At 39.0% G+C, this 20,429-nt stretch carries 19 protein-coding genes; 16 read left to right on the forward strand and 3 right to left on the reverse strand.

Annotated features, from left to right (window positions below):
* Nucleotides 1–6 precede the first annotated feature (6 nt).
* From flgE to AC0L3W_RS00100, 4 genes are all read left to right on the forward strand, one after another.
* Nucleotides 7–1,380 (forward strand): flagellar hook protein FlgE, encoded by a 1,374-nt coding sequence (flgE, locus tag AC0L3W_RS00085; RefSeq protein WP_290040059.1) that lies wholly within the window; start codon nucleotides 7–9, stop codon nucleotides 1,378–1,380.
* 195 nt (nucleotides 1,381–1,575) lie between these two features.
* On the forward strand, nucleotides 1,576–2,322 hold the full coding sequence (locus AC0L3W_RS00090; RefSeq protein WP_290040058.1) for a flagellar basal body rod protein FlgF: 747 nt from the start codon (nucleotides 1,576–1,578) through the stop codon (nucleotides 2,320–2,322).
* 36 nt (nucleotides 2,323–2,358) lie between these two features.
* Nucleotides 2,359–3,147, forward strand: coding sequence for a flagellar basal-body rod protein FlgG (gene flgG, locus AC0L3W_RS00095; protein WP_290040057.1), 789 nt, complete (start codon nucleotides 2,359–2,361; stop codon nucleotides 3,145–3,147).
* 40 nt (nucleotides 3,148–3,187) lie between these two features.
* Nucleotides 3,188–4,312, forward strand: coding sequence for a flagellar basal body P-ring protein FlgI (locus AC0L3W_RS00100; protein ID WP_409439964.1), 1,125 nt, complete (start codon nucleotides 3,188–3,190; stop codon nucleotides 4,310–4,312).
* 83 nt (nucleotides 4,313–4,395) lie between these two features.
* On the opposite strand, the gene AC0L3W_RS00105 is transcribed toward AC0L3W_RS00100, so the two are convergent.
* Nucleotides 4,396–5,721: a Na+/H+ antiporter family protein gene (locus AC0L3W_RS00105; protein ID WP_290040055.1), complete on the reverse strand. Its 1,326-nt coding sequence runs from the start codon at nucleotides 5,719–5,721 to the stop codon at nucleotides 4,396–4,398.
* 178 nt (nucleotides 5,722–5,899) lie between these two features.
* Here AC0L3W_RS00105 and flgJ point away from each other — a divergent pair, with 178 nt between their 5' ends.
* The 4 genes from flgJ to AC0L3W_RS00125 all read left to right on the forward strand — a co-directional run bounded on the left by flgJ (nucleotide 5,900) and on the right by AC0L3W_RS00125 (nucleotide 12,519).
* Complete coding sequence (gene flgJ / locus AC0L3W_RS00110; RefSeq protein WP_290040054.1) at nucleotides 5,900–6,928, forward strand: flagellar assembly peptidoglycan hydrolase FlgJ; 1,029 nt, start codon at nucleotides 5,900–5,902, stop codon at nucleotides 6,926–6,928.
* Complete coding sequence (gene flgK / locus AC0L3W_RS00115; protein WP_409439963.1) at nucleotides 6,921–8,930, forward strand: flagellar hook-associated protein FlgK; 2,010 nt, start codon at nucleotides 6,921–6,923, stop codon at nucleotides 8,928–8,930. Before flgJ ends, flgK begins: the two co-directional genes overlap by 8 nt.
* A 65-nt stretch (nucleotides 8,931–8,995) precedes the next feature.
* Entirely contained in the window at nucleotides 8,996–10,483 is a 1,488-nt protein-coding gene (gene flgL, locus AC0L3W_RS00120; protein WP_409439962.1) for a flagellar hook-associated protein FlgL, read from the forward strand.
* A 302-nt stretch (nucleotides 10,484–10,785) separates the two neighbouring features.
* On the forward strand, nucleotides 10,786–12,519 hold the full coding sequence (locus AC0L3W_RS00125) for a flagellin N-terminal helical domain-containing protein (RefSeq protein ID WP_290040051.1): 1,734 nt from the start codon (nucleotides 10,786–10,788) through the stop codon (nucleotides 12,517–12,519).
* 138 nt (nucleotides 12,520–12,657) lie between these two features.
* Here AC0L3W_RS00125 and rrtA read toward each other — a convergent pair whose 3' ends face one another.
* Entirely contained in the window at nucleotides 12,658–13,230 is a 573-nt protein-coding gene (gene rrtA, locus AC0L3W_RS00130) for a rhombosortase (RefSeq protein ID WP_409439961.1), read from the reverse strand.
* 33 nt (nucleotides 13,231–13,263) lie between these two features.
* On the opposite strand from rrtA, the gene AC0L3W_RS00135 reads away from it, so the two are divergent.
* The 3 genes from AC0L3W_RS00135 to AC0L3W_RS00145 all read left to right on the forward strand — a co-directional run bounded on the left by AC0L3W_RS00135 (nucleotide 13,264) and on the right by AC0L3W_RS00145 (nucleotide 14,779).
* Nucleotides 13,264–13,881 carry a tRNA-uridine aminocarboxypropyltransferase gene (locus AC0L3W_RS00135; RefSeq protein WP_409439960.1) on the forward strand — a complete coding sequence of 206 codons (618 nt, stop codon included), beginning with the start codon at nucleotides 13,264–13,266 and terminating at the stop codon, nucleotides 13,879–13,881.
* Entirely contained in the window at nucleotides 13,881–14,306 is a 426-nt protein-coding gene (gene arfB / locus AC0L3W_RS00140) for an alternative ribosome rescue aminoacyl-tRNA hydrolase ArfB (RefSeq protein WP_409439959.1), read from the forward strand. The genes AC0L3W_RS00135 and arfB overlap by 1 nt, the downstream gene beginning before the upstream one ends.
* 167 nt (nucleotides 14,307–14,473) lie before the next feature.
* Nucleotides 14,474–14,779 (forward strand): hypothetical protein, encoded by a 306-nt coding sequence (locus AC0L3W_RS00145; protein WP_409439958.1) that lies wholly within the window; start codon nucleotides 14,474–14,476, stop codon nucleotides 14,777–14,779.
* 132 nt (nucleotides 14,780–14,911) lie between these two features.
* Here AC0L3W_RS00145 and AC0L3W_RS00150 read toward each other — a convergent pair whose 3' ends face one another.
* A complete protein-coding gene (locus AC0L3W_RS00150) occupies nucleotides 14,912–15,547 on the reverse strand; it encodes a carbonic anhydrase (protein ID WP_409439957.1) in 636 nt (211 codons plus the stop codon).
* A 102-nt stretch (nucleotides 15,548–15,649) separates the two neighbouring features.
* Between AC0L3W_RS00150 and AC0L3W_RS00155 the strand changes: the two genes are divergently transcribed.
* The 5 genes from AC0L3W_RS00155 to ruvB all read left to right on the forward strand — a co-directional run bounded on the left by AC0L3W_RS00155 (nucleotide 15,650) and on the right by ruvB (nucleotide 20,026).
* Nucleotides 15,650–16,591, forward strand: coding sequence for a LysR family transcriptional regulator (locus tag AC0L3W_RS00155; RefSeq protein WP_290040045.1), 942 nt, complete (start codon nucleotides 15,650–15,652; stop codon nucleotides 16,589–16,591).
* A 189-nt stretch (nucleotides 16,592–16,780) separates the two neighbouring features.
* The gene (gene ruvC, locus AC0L3W_RS00160) at nucleotides 16,781–17,302 is read left to right on the forward strand and encodes a crossover junction endodeoxyribonuclease RuvC (protein ID WP_409439956.1); all 522 of its coding nucleotides are present in this window, start codon (nucleotides 16,781–16,783) and stop codon (nucleotides 17,300–17,302) included.
* A 60-nt stretch (nucleotides 17,303–17,362) separates the two neighbouring features.
* On the forward strand, nucleotides 17,363–18,250 hold the full coding sequence (rarD, locus tag AC0L3W_RS00165) for an EamA family transporter RarD (RefSeq protein ID WP_409439955.1): 888 nt from the start codon (nucleotides 17,363–17,365) through the stop codon (nucleotides 18,248–18,250).
* 90 nt (nucleotides 18,251–18,340) lie between these two features.
* Entirely contained in the window at nucleotides 18,341–18,964 is a 624-nt protein-coding gene (ruvA, locus tag AC0L3W_RS00170; protein ID WP_409439954.1) for a Holliday junction branch migration protein RuvA, read from the forward strand.
* Between the two features lie 48 nt (nucleotides 18,965–19,012).
* Nucleotides 19,013–20,026, forward strand: coding sequence for a Holliday junction branch migration DNA helicase RuvB (gene ruvB / locus AC0L3W_RS00175; RefSeq protein ID WP_409439953.1), 1,014 nt, complete (start codon nucleotides 19,013–19,015; stop codon nucleotides 20,024–20,026).
* Nucleotides 20,027–20,429: the final 403 nt, after the last annotated feature.

Here is a 20,429-nt window from a genome sequence, read left to right on the forward strand (position 1 = left end):
ATTACTATGTCATTTAATATAGCATTAAGCGGAATTTCAGCTGCACAAACAGATTTAGATGCAACTGCTAATAATATCTCTAATGTCAGTACTGCTGGTTTTAAAGAGTCTCGTGCCGAGTTTGATAGTGTATACGCAAACTCCTTATTCACTAATAGTGCGACAAAAGTGGGCGATGGTGCGGCAGTATCTGCTGTAGCGCAACAATTCCATCAAGGTAGCCTTAAGTTTACCGATAACCCATTAGATTTAGCGATTACTGGTAGTGGTTTTTTCGCTACCGCACCTGGTCTTGACGATAATAATGTTAACTATACGCGTTCTGGTACATTTAAATTAAACTCAGAAAACTATGTGGTTGACAACAGTGGTAACTATTTACAAGCATTTCCTGTTAACCCTGATGGTAGTTCTTCTTCGCTAAGTTTGGCTACAACACAACCAATTAAGATTCCTGAAACAGCGGGTACACCCGTTAAAACAGATGCGGTTAGTATTAGCCTTAATTTACCTGCGGGAGATGAAGAGAAACCACTTGCTGATTTCGATCCTTCAGATCCAGATACCTACAATAATGCCACTTCGGTTACTATTTATGATTCTCTAGGTGAGCCGCATGTTCTAAATACCTACTATGTTAAACCGGAAAATGGTTCTGCCGATGGCACTAACCAATGGGTTTCATTTGTAACTGTCGATAACAAGCCTGTGGATAGCGTTGAGGCGGCCAACTACTTCCAAGATGCAAATGGCGACGGCGCTTTTGATGATGCAATTGGTACTTCAGCAAGTTACACAGATGCTGATGGAGTAGTGCATAATGGTATCGTACTTAACTTTGATGAAAACGGTGGTTATGTTGATTCAAGCCCTGAAGTCTTGGCCTTTGAAAATTTAGGTGTTGACGGCGCAGATGTTTTATCTGCAGGTGCTGATGGCACTCAAGCAATTACACTTGAGTTTGAAGAGCCTACTCAATTTGCTTCTGCTTTCCAAGTAACGGGACTAGAGCAAAATGGATTAACGGTAGGTCGTTTGACGGGTATTGAAATTGGCTCAGATGGTCTAGTACAAGTTTCTTATAGTAATGGTACTTCAGATCCATTAGCTCGAGTGGCAATGGTACGTTTTAGAAATGAGCAAGGTTTATCGCAAACTGGCTCTAATTGGACTGAATCTCAAAGTTCTGGCGGCCCACTTACTGGAGAAGCTGGATCAGGTACGTTTGGTAGTATTAGTTCTGGTGCTTTAGAGCAATCTAATGTTGATTTAACCACTGAGTTAGTTGATTTGATTAGTGCACAACGTAACTTTCAGGCAAATTCTCGTTCATTAGAGATTAGCTCTTCATTACAAGAAACAATCCTACAAATTCGTTAATAGAAGCTAATTTATATTATTTTTAAACGCACCCATTTGGGTGCGTTTTTGTTTAAGGTCCTTCCAGTATTTTTATCCAACCTATTTTATTCGCTCTAATTACTTTGTTGGCACAATGTTTGCAATTATATATTTATCGAAACAGTAAACACCTTGTTCGCTGTTATTTACCTTTGAATTGTTAAGGAAGTCAAAATGGATAATTTTCTTTATGTATCAATGTCTGGCGCTAAAGAGAACATGAATGCCTTAGCGATTCACAGTAATAACCTAGCAAATGCAAGCAAAACTGGGTTCAAAGCTAGCTTTGAACAAGCTCGTAGTATGCAAGTTCATGGTGATGGATTACCGACTCGCGTCTTTTCATTAGCAGAATCTCCAGGACAAAATTTTGACAGCGGTATAGTACATGAGACTGGTCGAGAGTTAGATGTTGCCGTCGAAGGCGAAGGGTGGTTTGTGGTGAGAGCTGATGCTGGAGATGAAGGGCTAACACGTAGCGGGGATTTTAATATTACTGCTGATGGCTTCTTAATTGATGCAAATGGGCAGGAAGTACTGGATAGCGTAGGCAATAGTATTTTTGTGCCGATGCCTATTGAAAAGTTTTCTATTCGTCATGATGGTGTTATTGAGATTCGTCCTGAAGGAGCACCCGCAGACGGTATGGAAGAGGTTGCACAGCTAAAATTAGTGAACCCCAATATTCAAGATTTAATGCGTGGAGAAGACGGCTATTTTCGACGTATAGATGGGCAACAGCCTGAAGTATCTAATGAGGTAGTAGTTACTAGTGGTGCTTTAGAAGCCTCAAACGTAAATTTAAGCGGTGAGTTGACGAGTTTAATCAACCTGCAGCGTAATTTTGAAATGCAGGTCAAGATGATGAAAAAAGCGGAAGAGATAGATCAGAGTTCAGAATCTCTATTAAAGATCGTTTAATCATTGATTATAAATTAAAAGTTTAAGGAGAAGTGTATGCATTCCGCTTTATGGATTAGTAAAACAGGGTTAGATGCACAGCAAACTAACGTTGCCACCATTTCAAATAACTTAGCCAATGCAAGTACCGTTGGTTTTAAAAAAAGTAGAGCTATTTTTGAAGATTTACTTTACCAAAATGTTAATCAACCAGGCGCTAATGCGACACAGGATACTAAACTACCTTCTGGTTTGATGATTGGTTCGGGAGCAAAAGTCGTTGCGGTGCAAAAGAACTTTTCACAGGGTAATGCGCTAACGACTAATAATTCATTGGATGTGATGATCGACGGTAAAGGTTTTTTTGAAATCGAGATGCCTGATGGTAGCTCTGCATTTACTCGTAATGGTCAGTTTATGCTAAATGAAGAAGGAGTGATGGTAACGCCTGGCTCTGGTTACCCTTTAGTACCGCAAGTACAAATTCCAGATGATGCACAATCAATTAGTATTGGTGCGCAAGGTGAAGTATCAGTAAGTATTGCTGGTCAAGCTGCGAACCAAGTAGTGGGACAGTTAAATGTCAATGCTTTCATTAATGCATCAGGCTTAGAGCCACTTGGTGAAAACTTATTTGCAGAGACTGGCGCATCAGGTGCACCGATTGAAGGTGTACCAGGTGCTGATGGTTTAGGCTTTATCCGTCAAGGGATGTTGGAAACTTCAAACGTAAATGTGACAGAAGAATTAGTGAACCTGATTGAGAGTCAACGTGTTTATGAAATGAATTCAAAAGTGGTTTCTGCTGTGGATGAAATGTTGTCTTACATTAGCCAACAGTTATAACGTAAACATTGCCTTAATGGGTAATGTATTGGAGAAGAATATGCCATTTACTATATTGAATAACACCAAGTTACTGCTAAATACTTGTATTGTATTTAGTTTACTACTGTTTGCTAGCATTGCTGATGCTGCGAGAATTAAAGATATTGCTAGTGTGCAAGGGGTACGTAGTAACCAATTGGTTGGTTATGGTCTAGTAGTTGGCTTACCTGGAACTGGTGAAAAGAGCAGTGCTTTTACCGAGCAAGCTTTCTCAACTATGTTACGAAATTTTGGTATTAACGTGCCACCAGGTGAAACCTTAAAAATTAAAAATGTAGCGCCAGTTGCTATTACAGCGGAATTAAAACCTTTTACTAAACCTGGTCAAACCATTGATATTACCGTATCTGCAATTGGTGAAGCTAAAAGTTTACGTGGTGGTGAGTTGCTACAAACTTTTTTGAAAGGGGTTGATGGTAAAGTGTACGCACTAGCTCAAGGTAGTCTAGTCGTTGGAGGCTTAGGGGCAGAAGGTGCCGATGGCTCTAAGGTAGTGATTAACACTCCAACAGTTGGTCGCATTTCAAATGGAGCAATTGTTGAAAGAGAGGTATTATCACCTTTCGGACAGGGTGACACTATTACCTTTAATTTACACAAAGCTGACTTTACTACAGCTAAAAAAATGGCTGATACCATTAATAACTTAGTGGGCCCTCACACGGCGAGTATGTTAGATGCGACTTCAGTACAAGTACTAGCGCCACGCGATGTATCGCAACGAGTTTCATACTTATCAACCTTAGAAAATTTAGAATTTGAACCTGCGCGTTCGAGTGCCAAAATTATTGTTAATTCACGTACAGGTACCATTGTCATTGGCCAAGACGTTAAGTTGTTGCCAACAGCTATTACCCATGGTGGTATTAGCGTCACTATCAGTGAAAACAAAACTGTTTCTCAGCCGAATGCGTTTGCTAATGGTAATACTGAAGTGATTGATAGTAGTACCATTGATGTCACTCAAGCTGATAGCCGTATGTTTAGGTTTGACCCAGGCGTGAACCTTAATGACTTAGTGAGAGCGGTTAATGAAGTAGGTCTTGCTCCTGGTGACTTAATGGCCATATTAGAAGCGCTTAAACAAGCCGGGGCATTAGAAGGTGAGTTAATCATTATCTAATAATCAAGTAGAACAAACTAAAAAGGAAAGCAGATGCTTTCCTTTTTTGTTATGGCTGTTATTTACAGTATATGGCTTATTAGTTACAAGGTCATTGCAGCTATCCAACCAAAGGTGATAACAGGTATGTTGTAATGCAAGAAAGTTGGGATCACGGTATCTCTAATGTGGTCGTGTTGACCATCTGCATTAAGACCCGATGTTGGACCTAATGTAGAGTCAGAGGCTGGAGAACCGGCATCACCTAGTGCTGCAGCTGTACCCACTAAGGCAATAATTGCCATCGGAGAGAAACCAAAAGCAATCGCTAATGGTACATAGATAGTGGCAATAATTGGGATGGTTGAGAACGATGAGCCTATTCCCATGGTAACCAATAAACCAATCACTAACATTAATAGTGCGGCTAATGCTTTGTTATCGCCAATGCCTGATGATAATGCTGATACCAATGTATCAACACTGCCCGTTGCTTTCATTACTGCCGCAAAACCTGCTGCTGCAATCATAATAAAGCCGATCATTGCCATCATGTGTACACCTTTAGTGAATACATCATGCGTTTCTTTCCAAGCAATTACGCCACCAAATGTGAATACACTAAAGCCAGCTAATGAACCAACAATCATTGAACCTGTAATTAATTGTACGCTTAACGTCGCCACAATCGCTATTAAAGCGACAATAATATGACGTTTGTTTAGCGTTTTAAATTCAGTGGTGCTGTTTGCTTCAATTTTCTGTTGATACTCACGTGGTTTACGGTAGCTAATAAAAATCGCAATTAATAAACCTGTGACCATACCTAATGCAGGTAAAATCATTGCAGTCGGTACTTGGCTAGCTGTTACATCTAAGCCGTTATCATGCAGGTTTTTTAACAAGATGTTGTTTAAGAAAATACCACCAAAACCAACAGGCAATACCATATATGGTGTTACTAAACCAAAGGTTAAGATACAGGCTGTTAAACGTCTATCGACACGTAAACGGTTAAACACGCCTAATAGTGGAGGAATAAGGATTGGAATAAATGCGATATGTACAGGAATAATATTTTGTGAAGAGATAGTCATTAATAAAATAACTGAGAACACACCATACTTAATAAATTGCGATGTGTTTTGAGCTTGTTGGGCATTTAATCGTTTAATGATTGCCTGCGATAAAAGATCTGTAATACCTGACTTTGAAATAGCAACAGCAAAGGCACCAAGCATTGCATAACTTAATGCAATCGTTGCACCGCCACCTAAACCACTTTCAAAAGCTGAAATCGTATCAGGTAAAGATAAACCAGCGGTTAAACCGCCAACTAATGCACTCAATGTCAGCGCGATAACAACATTGATACGCATCATCGACAGTATGAGCATGATACATACCGCCAGTAAAACAGGGTTAAGCATAATTATTCCTTGTGGTAGGGTCAAAAATCCGCAGGCATTCTACTCGATGCGACAGCGCTTTGCTTAAAAAACTGCATCTGCTTTGATGATTAGTTAGTAAATGCCACTTATTCACGAAAATTAAATAAGTGGCATTTTTTTTGCTTTATTAATATTACAGCAAAAATGAGGTTGGTTAATGAGCAGTCAAACGATTACGCAAGCAAGCAATTACTTTGATTTACAAGGGTTAGAGCAATTGCGTCAAAAAACCAAGACAAACGATAAAGAAACGATACGTGAAGTCGCGAATCAATTCGAATCGATGTTTGCGAGCATGCTAATTAAATCAATGCGCCAAGCTAATGAAGCTTTTGAGACGGAAAGCCCATTTAACAACCAACAAACTAAATTTTATACAGATATGCAAGATAAGCAGCTCGCTGTTGATATCAGCCGGCATGGTACTTTGGGGTTAGCGGATGCTTTGGTAAGACAACTCGACCCAACTTCGATGGTACGTTTGCAATCTGTAGATCAAGACAAGTTAACCATGCCTAATCAAGCGCAACCAATGGCAATGCATGAGCTAAACCCAGCACCAGCTAATATTCAATTCAATAAGCCGGATCAATTAAGAGAGTTATCAATAACCAGAGTTAATGACAGTACTAAACAAAATCAATTGAATGGGGTTAGTGAAGTGACTGAACAAGTCAAGCAAACTAAGGCGGCTGACTTTAGTACTCCTTCATCATTTATTGCGTCGTTATTGCCGTACGCTAAAAAAGCGGCAAAAGCATTAGGCGTTACACCTGAAGTACTTGTTGCACAATCTGCTTTAGAAACTGGGTGGGGTAAGAAAGTTCTACAAACGTCTGAGCAAGAAAGCAGTTTTAATCTATTTAATATTAAATCTCATGGTGGCTGGCAAGGCGAGAGTGTCAATAAGAATAGCCTTGAAGTAGAAAATGGTGTGGGTGTTAAACGTCGCTCTAACTTCCGTGTTTATGAAGGGCTGCAAGAAAGCTTTAATGATTACACTCACTTCATTAAAAATAATAAACGTTATGAGCAAGCTTTACAGCAAGGTGGTAATGCAGATCGTTACATTGAAGAGTTGCAAAATGCAGGTTATGCAACGGATCCACAATATGCTGAAAAAGTGAAAAAAATTATGAATAGCGATAGCTTCAAAGCTGTTGTTGCAGGAGATAACAATGGCTGATCTATTACAAATTGGACTGTCTGGGGTTTATACCTCTCAAGCTAACTTAGCAACAACCAGTCACAATATCAGTAACGTAAGTACTGAAGGCTATTCTCGTCAAAGTGTTGATGTGAGTACAACGGGCGCTCAACGTTTAAGTTCTCATTTTATTGGCACTGGCTCAATGGTAAGTAGCATTGACCGCGCTTATGATCAGTTTGCTTTTACCGAAAATATGATCAACACCACTAACCATGCTTATTACAAAGAAAAGTATACTCAGGCAAATCAAATGGATAGCTTGTTATCCAACGAGAGCACATCTGTAACTACCCCGGTTATTAATATGTTTTCATCATTATCCAGTGTGGCTGACAATCCTAATCTATTAGAAGCGCGTACGGTTTTTTTAGAAGATGCTGGCAGCATGGTTAACCAATATAACACCCTGTATAAGCACTTAGACAATCAATACAAAGGTATCAATGCAGATATCGAGAATTCTGCATCAGTGATGTCAGAACTAGCTGCAAGTATTGCCAGTCTCAATGATCAAATAGCGTCTGTCGGAGGTCCTGGTAACGGAGCGGGAGCTAATGATTTATTGGATAAGCGTAATTTAGCAATCACTGAACTGAGCAAATATGTTAATACGTCAGTAGTGGCAACCGATAATCATATGGTTAATGTTTATATTGGCAGTGGTCAAGGCTTAGTCATGGGGCAGAATGCACAAGAAGTATTAGCTGTTGATGGAGACCCTGATCCTGCGCGTAAACAGTTGGCGCTGCAGTTTAATGGTAAAGCCGCTGTGATTAATGGTAATCAACTTGGTGGAGAAGTAGCTGGGCTATTTAATAGTCGAGATAAAGATTTAGAAGTTGCGATGAATCAACTAGGGCAAAGTGTCATCGGTTTGACTCATGCACTGAACGAACAGCAGAAGCAAGGGCAAACGCTGGATGGTCAAATTGGTCAAGACCTATTTAATGATATAAACAGCAAAGACTCTATGGAAAGTCGCGTTCTAAGTCATAACGATAATTTAGGAAAAGCGGCATTAAGTGTGCGTATCGATGATTTAACCACGCTTTCACCAGACGAGTTAACATTGAAAGTTACTGAGCATATTCCAGGAACGTCTATCGCTTTTTCTGTTACTAACAATAGAACGGGTGAAACAAATCAAGTCGCGATTGATGATTTAGCTACTGATAATCGCTTTGATATTCCTGGGGCTGGTATTAGCGTTGGTATTGACTCAATGGTGACTCCATTGCAGGAAGGTAAAACATTTACCTTACGCCCAACGCGTTATGGCGCCCTAGAAGCTAGTTTACAAGAAACTGATCCTAAGAAAGTGGCTGCTGCTGAAGCAGAGGTAAAAGCTTTAGGCGGTGAGTTAAATACAGGAACTGCTGAGTTACGTGTGAGTGGCCTGGTGGACAAATCTCATCCTCACTACGTTAAAGAAGATAATCCGTTAACCATTAGAGTTTCTGCAAATAGCAATAATAGCGTGTTGGCTTATAACGTATTTGATAAAAATGGTTCTAAAGTTAACGCAGCAGAATTAACTGCACCTGTTGATCCATTAAGCGGTAAAGCGACACTTATCGCTGGTGGTGTCGAGGTGGAATTAACGAAAGGTGCTCCTCTGCCTAATGATGAGTTTACCTTAGTCTTTAATGAAACCGGTGATAGTGATAACCGTAACATGTTAGCTATGACTGATTTGCAAGATGCAAAAATCATGAATGGTAAAAAAGCGACATTTCAAGATGTTTATAACGGCATGATATCAGAAGTCGGTGCAAAGACCGCCAATGCCGATGTAGCCATGCAATCTGCTTCTATTTTGAAAGACCAATCATTTGAAAGGATTCAGTTAGTGAGTGGTGTAAATATGGATGAAGAAGCTGCTAATTTATTAAAGTATCAACAATACTATAGTGCTGCTGCTCGTGTTATTACAGTGGCAAATGAAGTCTTTGAGAGTATTTTAAATGCATCTCGTTAATCGATTTCACCTATTTTTTAAGTGTAAGTTGGCGTCAGCCTAGTAAAGATTCATAGAGAGGTTATATGCGCGTTTCATCGCCACTATTTTTTATGCGAAATACCACTTCAATGATGGAGCAACAAGCCTCATTGAGTGATAAGAACTTACATTTATCCAGCACCAAGCGAGTGATCAATGGTAGTGACGATCCGGTCGCTATTGCAACGATCCAGCGTTTAAAGCAGGATCTTTCGGTTGGTGAACAATATATTAAAAATGGTGAAACAGCTAAATCAAGTAATGGCTTATCCGATACGGCGTTATCGCAAAGTACGCATATTATTCAGCGTGTGCGAGAGTTAATGGTTAGTGGTAGTAATGGCACCATGAATGAAGGTAATCGCGAGGCTATTGCTATTGAGTTAGCTGGATTGCGTGAAGAGTTAATGGGGGTGGCTAATACAAAAGATGGTAATAACCAATATATTTATGGTGGTTATGAAGTCGATGTTGCTCCTTTTCAAAAAAATGAATTTGGGGAAGTGGTTTACCACGGTGATAACGGAGAACGTGAATACCGTATTGGCACTGGTGTATTGGTACAAGGTAATGATTCTGGTGCAAAGATCTTCATGGATATTCCAGAAGGGAATGGGACGTTTGTCTCTGAGCTAGGTGCAGGCAATATGGGGGCCGGTGTAGTCAGCGCAGGACATGTTGTTGATAAAGATGCAGCACGCGATTTTTTAGATCAAGATTATACGATTTCAATTAATACAGCTGAAGAAGGTCCTGAGTACTCTGTTTATGGAGTAAAAGAACAAGCTGTAAAAGGTAATGCAAAGGTCACAATTAGTAGTGTTGATCTAGAAGCTGGCGGTATTAACAGTGTTAATCCTAATGTAAACAGTACAATGGGAATTCAGTTTACTGAGACAAGTCAAGGTAGCAAACAGTTTAATGTGGCAATAAATGGTACGTCAGCATCGACAACTTTTGATGCAAATAATGCTGATCCGCAGCTATTAAATATCAATGGTATTACATTGGAAGTCGATGGATTACCTGCCGATGGTGATAATTATGGATTAACCAAGTTTATTGCGCCTACACCTTATGAAGATGAGCAAGCTATTGCCTTCAATGGTATTAAAACTCAGATCAAAGGGGATGTAGAAAATTTAGACTCTTTTACATTACGTCAAAGTGAAGAGAAAGATATTTTTGCCTCTATCCAAACTGCCATTGACGCATTACGTATGCCGGGAACCGATAAAACTACCTTAGCCAAACAGAATACTGCTTTTGATATGTCTTTATTACAAATTGACGGTGCCTTAGATAAAGTCTCCAACGTGCAAAGTGCCGTAGGTGCAAGGTTAAGAAGCATCGACAATCAATATGAATCTACTCTGGATTTTAACTTAACTATTCAAACGACTTTATCCTCTTTAGAAGACTTAGATATGGCCGCAGCAATCAGCGAGTACCAACAAAAACACAGTATGTTAGAAGTGTCTCAGCAAACTTTTGTACAGCTGCAAAAACTCAGCTTGTTTAATCATATGTAAAACTAATTCTGCCGCTTTCTTTAGATAAAGAGAGACCAGGAACTGTATTTAAAAAGAGGCAATTGTTTGCCTCTTTTTTTTGCCTATTAATTTTAATTATTTGGTGAACATGTACCGACTGTTTAATGACTCTTAGAAATTAAGGTTAAGTGACTGATATAAAATGGTTATTTTTATTTTAAAAGTTGGCACATTAATCGCATTAATAACTGTGAGAGTAAAAATTGACGGCAAATTACAACACTGAAAGTGTATTGCCACACTCCCTTATTGGGGTCACCAAGACATAAAAGGATTACATCATGGCTCAAGTCATTAATACGAATATCATGTCGCTGAATGCACAACGTCAGCTCAACAAAACTCAATCAATGCAAAATGAGGCAATGGAGCGTTTATCATCTGGTCTGCGTATTAACAGCGCTAAAGATGATGCTGCGGGTCTTGCGATCTCTACTGCGATGCAATCACAGATTAAAGGTTTAACACAGGCCGTACGTAACTCGAATGATGGTATTTCGATGGCACAAACGGCTGAGGGTGCGATGGATGAGATGACAAACATACTACAACGTATGCGTGAGCTATCTGTTCAAGCTGCCAATGATACAAACTCTGCAGAAAATAAAGCTTTCATCCAAGAAGAAGTGGATCAGCTTTACTCTGAACTAGATCGTATTGCCAATACAACACAATTTAACGGCAGCAATTTATTAGATGGCTCAAATGCCTCAACGACCCTACAGATTGGTGCTAATGCAGGACAAAATTTAACTTTCTCTATTGATCCAGTTACGACTGCAGCTCTAGGGTTAGATGGCGGTGTAAATAAAGGCGACTTAAATAGTGGTCGAGTAAGTGCAAACGCGTTGGTCGATGGACAAGTTGCCATTAACGGTATCGATTTATCTGCAGTGGAAGCGGGTGGCGGTGCAGTTGAAATAGCTAAAGCAGTTAATCTACAAACTGCATCAACAGGTGTGGTGGCAGATGCTTATAATATTGTTGAAGGGCGTGCTTTAGATGATAATGGCGTTGCATTAACTGGTGTAACAAACGGATTAGAATTTACCGTTGGTGATAACCAAACTGTGACCCTAGGTCCAACATCATCAATGGAAAACTTAGCAGAAACAATTAACCGTGATGTGGCAGGCTTGCAAGCTAATGTCGGTGACGATGGTCAGCTTATCTTAAATAATGATACAGGTGAAACTATTACTATTGGCGGACCAGATAGCATGCGTTCAAACGCTGGTTTACAAGCTGGCGCAACAGCTGGGGAAGAGGTTCGTTACGAAGGTTACTTAGGCTTAACAAGTCAATCAGGTGAGCCTATCAGTGTTGATATTGGTACTAATGGTGCTACTGGAGATACTAAGAATATTGGTTTCATGGTAACGAATGGCGCAGCGGTAACGGGTGACTCTATTTCAGATTCAAGTGCGATTACTGAAGCGGATGCATTAACGATTAATGGTGTTGAATTAGATATTAAAGGTGCATCTGCCGGTTCATTGACACTGGAAGAAAAAATTACAGGTATTAATCGACTAACAGAGCAAACGGGAGTATCTGCTGTACAAGATGCTTCTGGTGGAATTTTATTTACCAATGAAACTGGTGGTGATATTACGATTGCTAGTGCGGCAGATAGTGATGCTGGCAAAGCAGCGGCTTTAGCTAAACTAGGTGTGATTGATGTAGGTGGTACTGCGGTTACTGAGCTTAAACTCAACGTAACGACCACAAGAAGTGCAAGTGATAGTTTAGCAAAAGTAGATAATGCCTTAGCAAGTATCTCATCATCACGTGCGAATTTGGGTGCGATTCAAAACCGCTTAGATTCAACTATCTCTAACTTAGAGAATGTATCGCAAAACCTATCCGCTTCTAACTCTCGTATTCAAGACGCTGATTTTGCCGCTGAGACATCAAATATGAGTAAAGCGCAGATCTTACAGCAAGCGGGTACTTCAATGTTGTCACAGGCAAATGCAAGTACACAGAACGTATTGTCATTATTACAACAGTAATTGAGATAAAGCGTTCTTTGAATCCCTAAGGTAGATGAAATGAAATATCTTGGTTTTTTACTCTCATGATCTCCTCTATTTCAGTTCATTTTAAAGGTAGCTTCGGCTACCTTTTTTGCTTTAGGGCCTTATGACTCCCTATTTTATTGAAGCTTTGGAGTAGACTTGCATTAAAGAAAAGTAAATTACTCCAGCAATAGCGCCGTATAAATGAGCATTGATCAATACAGTTGCTCCAATTAAAGCCTCAGTCGTTGCTGAAGGACCATTGATCTGTTCGTAAGCCACTTTAATAATAAAACCTAAGCCTAAAATGACTCCCCACTTGTCTCTTTTTTTCAATTCATCGCAAACACCAAAAGCAAATAAACCATGCAGCACCCCAGATAAACCAACATACCATTGTAAATCAGGTTCAATCCAATATAGACACAGACTAATCAATAAACCGATTGTGAGCATCATGGCTAACATTGAGTAATGTTTGAAGGTATCTAAAAATAATGCCGCGACCACCATCAACCCGGTTCCATTAAGCAACAGGTGGTAACCATTGGTGTGGCAAAAGTGTGCCGTTAGTAAACGCCAGACTTGCCCCTTTGCAATGCCGTTGTGGTAATATGCTAACCATTGATTACTATTATCTTGGAATAAAAACAGTAGTGTACTGAGTGTCAAAATAATAGCAGTGTGGACCCATACAGTGCGCATTGAGCAAACCTTAATAAAAGATGAAAGAGATAAATGACAAAACGAGCATTCTGCACTGAGTGTAACAAAGCACTAACTGCCTGTATTTGCGATGCAATTTGTGCACTTGATAATCAACATTTTTTGCATATATTACAAGATCCCAGTGAGCAAAACAAAGCGATAGGGACGGCACGTATCTTAGACTTATCCTTATCTAAGGTAAAATTAACCATTGCGGATATCTTTGATGCGGCACAATTTGATTTAAGTAATACGTTCTTAGTGTTTCCCAGTGAGCAGTCTGAAAGCGTTGATTCTTTGAAGCAAACAGCACAGATAAATAGTGATTCACAGTTTATTCTACTCGACGGTAGTTGGAAGAAAGCCTATAAACTATTAATGACTAATCCCTTTTTACAGTCATTACCTAAGTTAACTATTAATGTGAAGGAACAAAGCCGTTACCGAATTCGTAAATCACCTCGAGAAGATGGACTATCAACAGTCGAGGCAGGTTATTACCTATTATCTGAATTAGAAAATGATTACGATAAATTTTTGCCTTTATTGAATGTGTTTAAACAGATGATCGATTTTCAAATTGCCAGTATGCCCGCTGAAGTTTATCAACAGCATTACCTCAATAAAACAACACAGGATGACCTCTAATGCCATTAGCTATTTCCGCTGGCGTGACTATTCCCGATTGGCAATTACAATTAACTGCGATTCGTTCTCAAGGCGCTGGTGGACAAAACGTCAATAAGGTGAATTCAGCGATTCATTTACGTTTTGATATTAAAAGCTCTACTTTGCCAGACTTTTATAAACAACGTTTATTAGCATTGTCAGATCATCGTGTTACAGAAGATGGTGTGATTGTGTTGAAATCTCAAGAGCACCGCACGCAAGAGAAAAACCGTGAAGAGGCTTTGAGTCGCTTAAAGGCCTTGATTTTAGATGCGGTAAAAATTAAAAAATCACGTAAAGCAACCAAACCCTCCCGCAATGCTAAAAAGCGTCGCGTTGATGAAAAAAAACGTGTTGGTACTAATAAAGCCTTACGCGGTAAAGTACTGCAAATTATCAGGTAGTTTTTGACAAAATCAACACTCTCATCTATTTTACGTTAGTGTTTATATTGGTCTGTTAAAGCATATTAGGTGTCATAAAAATGCCATCGAATCTTGTTATACCAATACTATAAAATAAGTGGTTGGTATTAGTTTTAAAAGTTGTGATTATTAAGGAAGGGGCAGTTATGTCATTAATGGGTTTTTATGCAATTCGTAACGAAGATACGGAAGAAGAGTACACGTTAGATGCAGATGACTTTATTTGGGAAGATGCAAACCAATCGGGTGAGCAATATCGCTTTATTCATGTTGAAACAGAAGATTTGCCAGAAGTAGTTGCTACTTTCGATGTTGACGCGGAAGAGTTTGTTGTGCAAATGCCGGCGGGTTATGAAGAGTTGGAAGACGGTTTATATATTAATGCCGATGAAGACGATTACGATAGTGATAGTGATAGTGAGTATGGTTATGATGATGGCTACGATGATTAATCGCTGTTAAACAACTCGTTATTAGATAAAAGAAAGCCAGTGTAAAGGGCGGGGGATAGTACTACTTTTACACTGGCTATTGCTAACTGTTTATATGACTGACCTCAGTTTTGCTGAAACTAAGGTAAGCCATTAGCTAATGCGGAAAAACCTACCAGTTTTTTCTTCTAAGGCGCATAACTCTGAACTTGAAAGGTCGTAACGCCAGCCGTGTAGTTTTAACGTACCTGCTTCTACACGTTCTTTGATCCAAGGGAAAGTCATTAAGTTTGTTAATGATTGCTCGATACCTTTTTTCTCACAGCAATCGTAGTGTGCTGTTTTATCTGTTAATTCAGTATCCGCTAAAATTTCATCACGAACATCTTCTAACTGCATCATCCATTTTGAAATAAAGCTTTTATCTACTTGTTTGCCTGCGCCATCCATTAATGCTTTGATACCACCACATTGTGTGTGACCTAATACAATAATGCTTTCTACTTCTAACCCTGTTACTGCAAACTCTAATGCAGCACTCGTGCCGTGATAGTTGTCATCAATTTCACAAGGTGGTACTAAGTTCGCTACATTACGAATAACAAATAGGTCACCTGGTTCACAGTCTAAAATGAGTGTTGGTTCTACGCGCGAATCAGAACAACTAACAATGGCTATTTTAGGGAACTGCCCCTCTTCAGATAGCTTTGACAACTGTTCTTGATGATCTTTGTAATAACCTTGGCGAAAGCGTTGGTAGCCGGCAATTAACTTATCAGTAGCTAACATTGGATTTTCCTTATAATTGACATTGTGTAGATAATAAAGGATAAATGGCATTTATAAAAATTAATATATTTTATTTTTACCATAAATAAAGGTTAATGTTAAATGCGAGCCACCCTTCATCAGTTAAAAGTCTTTCGTCAAGTTGCCATCTCAATGAACTATACCAAAGCAGCGGACGAGTTAGGTTTATCTCAACCAGCGGTGAGTATTCAATTAAAGCAACTGGAAAATAATTTAGATATCTTTTTATTTGAAAAAATTGGTAAAACGCTATTTTTAACGCCAGCAGGAAAAGAGCTAAAGGTATTTTGCGATCAGCTATTTATTAATTTTGATAATATCGATATGACATTAAGTGGCTTAAAAGGGGAGCTAGCAGGCGATCTTTATTTATCGGCAGTAACCAGCGCTAAGTACTTTACGCCGCACTTATTAGGAGCATTTCATAAGCGCTACCCTAAAGTTAACTTTCACCTCGATATCGTTAACCGTGAGCAGATTATTAAACGCCTTCATGACAATAAAGATGACTTAGTGATCATGGGGTTAGTACCTGAAACCATGGCTTTAGCAAAACACTCTTTTGTTGATAATCCGATTATTATAATTGCTAGTCCACAACACCCACTTGCTCAAAAGAAAAATATCCCTCTGTCTGAGTTAGCAGAGCATGCCTTTATTCACCGTGAGCAAGGATCTGGAACACGAAAAGCCTTTGAGCAAGTGATTAAAACCAATGCGGTGTCATTAAAAGTGAATATGACTTTAGGTAATAGTGAAACAATTAAGCAGGCAGTGATGGCAGACTTGGGTATCTCTGTTGTTTCACGGCACAGTGTGACATTAGAATTGGCAACTGGTGTACTGAAAGAGTTAGATATAGAAGGTTTCCCATTGCAAAAAAGTTGGTCATTAGTACACCATGAAACAAAGCACTTATCACCGATTGCGAAAGCATTTGTAGAGTTTGTCTTGTCTCCTGAAGAAAACGTTCCTGCGTTATGTAATCGTTTTTTAGCACACCATTTTGTAAAAAAAGCTTAAGATTATATTTATACAGTCTTTAATAGTACTTTTGCTGTTGTTTATCCTAGCTTGTAATTGTTTGATTATAAATAATTTTGCTATTTCATCATCCCGAATTGAGGTGAAATAGTTTATGATAGCGCAATTGAAACAGCTAATATTGATGGGCTTATATTTGAGCCATTAGCGTAAAAGTATGGAGTCTCTTTGAGTATTATATTAGGTATCGACCCTGGGTCGCGTATTACTGGATATGGGATTGTCGAACAAAAGGGCAGTCGCTGTATCTATATTGCCAGCGGTTGCATTCGTACCAAAGGTGAAACCCTCGCGCCTAAACTTAATATGATTTTTGATGGTATAGCTGAGATTATTAAGCAATATCAACCGACTGAGTTTGCAATCGAACAAGTATTTATGGCAAAGAATCCTGATTCAGCGTTAAAACTTGGACAGGCCAGAGGCGCGGCAATTGTTGCTGCTACCCAGTCGGATTTATATGTTTGTGAATATTCTGCTCGTCAGATTAAACAAGCGGTTGTAGGTACAGGTGCCGCAACAAAAGAACAAGTACAATCTATGGTAATGCAGGTGTTAAATCTGTCCGGTCGACCACAGGCTGATGCTGCAGATGGTTTAGCCGTTGCGATTTGTCATGCCCATACAGCACAATCACTGGTAGCAATGGCAGGACAAGTTAAAAAAACGGTACGTGGACGTTTCCGTTAAGCTCTCTTCAAAGGTTTTGTTTTCATGGAGTGATAGCAAAGCACGGATAAATATCAACGCATGAATAAATTATCTGAAACCCAGGTTGGCGTATTATATGCTCTCTCTGCTTATTTTATTTGGGGGATTGCACCCCTTTATTTTAAATATTTAGATTTTATATCTGTCTATGAAATTTTATCTCACCGAGTTATTTGGTCGGTGGTCGTTACCGCATTATTAGTGAGTTATTTAAAAGACTGGTCGAATGTAGCTTCAGTATGTCGGCAATATAAAAGTTTATTAATGCTGGTGGTCACTTCGTTGTTAATTAGCAGTAACTGGTTAGTTTTCATTTGGGCTATTAATAATGAAAAAATGCTTGAAGCGAGCCTAGGTTATTTTATTAATCCTATTGTTAATGTCGTACTAGGGCTAGTGTTCTTGAGTGAACGTTTATCCCGTTTGAAATGGTTTGCTGTATTTCTAGCTTTTATTGGCGTTTCTGCGCAAGCTTGGCAATTAGGTGAATTACCTTGGGTTTCCCTAGTGTTGCCTATTACCTTTGCGCTGTACGGCTTATTACGCAAAAAAGTAAAAGTGAAAGCGATTACTGGTTTATTTTTAGAAACGTTAGCGGTATTACCTATCGCTATTGTTTATCTCGCGACGGTTACAGGTAGTGAAACAGCTAATTTATTTAATAATGAATGGTCTTTGAACCTTTTGTTTATGATGGCGGGTCTTGTGACAGCGATGCCGCTGATCTGTTTTGGTCAAGCAGCACTGCGTTTACCCTTGTCGACGTTAGGCTTCTTTCAATATTTAGCGCCTTCTATCGTGTTCCTTTTTGCAGTGTTTGTTTATGGAGAGCCGATCTCTTTTATTAAGCTATTTACCTTCGCATGTATTTGGACTGGAATACTGGTGTTTGTTTTTGAACATAAAATCACGCGATGGTTAAAATAAAGCAAAACTAATACTGGATATTTACTCAGTTGTTTTTTATGCTTGTTACTATTATTACGTTAAAATTGATGAGATAAGGTAAAGGCAACTATGATTGGATTATTACGTGGCATTTTATTAGAAAAACAACCGCCAGAAATATTATTAGATGTGTCTGGGGTAGGTTATGAAATCCAATTACCGATGAGTTCATTCTATCCTTTACCAGCGGTAGGCGAAGAAGCGATTGTTTATACGCACTTTGTTGTTCGTGAAGATGCACAGCTGTTATACGGTTTTGCTGATAAGCATGAAAGAGCGATGTTTCGTGAGCTGATTAAAGTCAATGGTGTAGGCCCTAAATTAGCCTTAGCTATTTTATCAGGCATGTCTGCAAATCAGTTTGTACAATGTATTAATAACGATGCCGTAACCACTTTAGTTAAATTACCGGGTGTCGGTAAGAAAACAGCAGAACGTTTGGTCGTTGAAATGAAAGATCGCCTGAAAAACTGGGGGGGATCAGATCTATTAACGCCTGAGTCTGATAAATTGTCGCTGACTAATGATTTCGAGAATACTTTTGTTAGCGGTAATGCTAAAGATGAAGCTATTAGTGCGTTAATTTCATTAGGCTATAAACCGGCAATTGCAGAGAAAACTGTACAGGGTGTATATCAAGAAGGGATGGATTGTGAAGCGATCATTCGTAGTTCATTAAAGAATATGATGTAATTATTACCCATTAAGCTAACTGAATTTCTAAACTAATAGAGTAACTCCATGATTGAAGAAGATCGACTGATTTCAGGTACCCAAAAGATTGATGATAGTTTAATAGACAGAGCAATCCGTCCTAAATTATTGGCTGATTATGAAGGGCAACCTCAAGTTAATGCGCAAATGGAGATCTTTATCGAAGCGGCTAGACAGCGTGAGGAGGCTTTAGATCATTTACTTATCTTTGGTCCTCCTGGTCTTGGTAAAACCACCTTATCGCATATTGTAGCTAATGAGTTAGATGTAAATATCAAAACTACATCTGGCCCTATTTTAGAAAAAGCCGGTGACCTGGCTGCTTTATTAACTAACCTTGAAGAAAATGATGTGTTATTTATTGATGAAATACATCGTTTAAGTCCGCTGGTGGAAGAGATTTTATATCCAGCAATGGAAGACTATCAATTAGATATTATGATTGGAGAAGGGCCTGCAGCGCGTTCTATTAAACTAGACCTGCCTCCTTTTACATTAATTGGTGCGACAACTCGTGCTGGCTCCTTGACATCACCATTACGAGACCGTTTTGGTATTGTACAACGCTTGGAATATTATGATTTAAGATCATTGACCAAAATTGTAATGCGTAGTGCAACCCATTTAGGGTTAGCGATGGAAGAGTCTGGTGCGGTTGAAGTGGCGAGACGATCTCGTGGAACACCTCGTATTGCTAACAGATTATTACGTCGTGTACGAGATTATGCTCAGGTAAAAAAAGCGGCGGTTATAGATACTGCTATCGCACAACAAGCTTTAGATATGCTTGAAGTTGACCAGCAAGGTTTTGATTATATGGATCGCAAATTACTTATGGCCATTCTAGATACCTTCCAAGGTGGGCCGGTAGGTTTAGATAACTTAGCCGCAGCTATTGGTGAAGAAAAAGAAACTATCGAAGATGTTTTAGAGCCTTACCTTATTCAACAGGGGTTTTTACAAAGAACTCCGCGAGGTCGTATTGCCACTAATCGTACTTATTTGCATTTTGGTTTTGATAAACCGAAAGATTCGCTATAATTTTATTTTTTAATTGCTTACTTAAACAGCGCTGACATTTGATGTCAGCGCTGTTTTTTTTGCTCTAAAATCCCCTCTTTTTTATCGATATTCTCTGCTTTTATTGACGTAATTAAATAGTAACTATTGTGTGTATTGTTTAACCTCCCTTTGTTTACCACAACCATAAAATAGGCACTCTAAAACCGATTTTGAGACTTGATCTAGATCACTATAAGCAGTATAAAGAAGTCAGTTTAGGCTATTCAAGCTAGATGTTAATGCTAGGTTACATGCTTGTTTTACAAGGGTTAACGCAACATGTGGTTAACTTCTATACGCAACATAAAATTAACAAACAAGCCGTAAAATGTGTTTTGAATTTTTTAATTTACAAGCATGAAACAAGTTAAATTTTTTATTC

The organism is Psychromonas sp. KJ10-5, assembly GCF_055808325.1.

What these genes read in the sequence shown, in the direction of transcription:
- flgJ (WP_290040054.1), top strand. Translation starts at nt 5,900, where the DNA reads ATGAGCAGTCAAACGATTACGCAAGCAAGCAATTACTTTGATTTACAA.
- AC0L3W_RS00125 (WP_290040051.1), top strand. Translation starts at nt 10,786, where the DNA reads ATGGCTCAAGTCATTAATACGAATATCATGTCGCTGAATGCACAACGT.
- AC0L3W_RS00100 (WP_409439964.1), top strand. Translation starts at nt 3,188, where the DNA reads ATGCCATTTACTATATTGAATAACACCAAGTTACTGCTAAATACTTGT.
- AC0L3W_RS00135 (WP_409439960.1), top strand. Translation starts at nt 13,264, where the DNA reads ATGACAAAACGAGCATTCTGCACTGAGTGTAACAAAGCACTAACTGCC.
- arfB (WP_409439959.1), top strand. Translation starts at nt 13,881, where the DNA reads ATGCCATTAGCTATTTCCGCTGGCGTGACTATTCCCGATTGGCAATTA.
- AC0L3W_RS00090 (WP_290040058.1), top strand. Translation starts at nt 1,576, where the DNA reads ATGGATAATTTTCTTTATGTATCAATGTCTGGCGCTAAAGAGAACATG.
- rarD (WP_409439955.1), top strand. Translation starts at nt 17,363, where the DNA reads ATGAATAAATTATCTGAAACCCAGGTTGGCGTATTATATGCTCTCTCT.
- flgE (WP_290040059.1), top strand. Translation starts at nt 7, where the DNA reads ATGTCATTTAATATAGCATTAAGCGGAATTTCAGCTGCACAAACAGAT.
- ruvB (WP_409439953.1), top strand. Translation starts at nt 19,013, where the DNA reads ATGATTGAAGAAGATCGACTGATTTCAGGTACCCAAAAGATTGATGAT.
- AC0L3W_RS00155 (WP_290040045.1), top strand. Translation starts at nt 15,650, where the DNA reads ATGCGAGCCACCCTTCATCAGTTAAAAGTCTTTCGTCAAGTTGCCATC.
- flgK (WP_409439963.1), top strand. Translation starts at nt 6,921, where the DNA reads ATGGCTGATCTATTACAAATTGGACTGTCTGGGGTTTATACCTCTCAA.
- flgG (WP_290040057.1), top strand. Translation starts at nt 2,359, where the DNA reads ATGCATTCCGCTTTATGGATTAGTAAAACAGGGTTAGATGCACAGCAA.
- ruvA (WP_409439954.1), top strand. Translation starts at nt 18,341, where the DNA reads ATGATTGGATTATTACGTGGCATTTTATTAGAAAAACAACCGCCAGAA.
- AC0L3W_RS00145 (WP_409439958.1), top strand. Translation starts at nt 14,474, where the DNA reads ATGTCATTAATGGGTTTTTATGCAATTCGTAACGAAGATACGGAAGAA.
- AC0L3W_RS00150 (WP_409439957.1), bottom strand. Translation starts at nt 15,547, where the DNA reads ATGTTAGCTACTGATAAGTTAATTGCCGGCTACCAACGCTTTCGCCAA.
- flgL (WP_409439962.1), top strand. Translation starts at nt 8,996, where the DNA reads ATGCGCGTTTCATCGCCACTATTTTTTATGCGAAATACCACTTCAATG.
- AC0L3W_RS00105 (WP_290040055.1), bottom strand. Translation starts at nt 5,721, where the DNA reads ATGCTTAACCCTGTTTTACTGGCGGTATGTATCATGCTCATACTGTCG.
- rrtA (WP_409439961.1), bottom strand. Translation starts at nt 13,230, where the DNA reads ATGCGCACTGTATGGGTCCACACTGCTATTATTTTGACACTCAGTACA.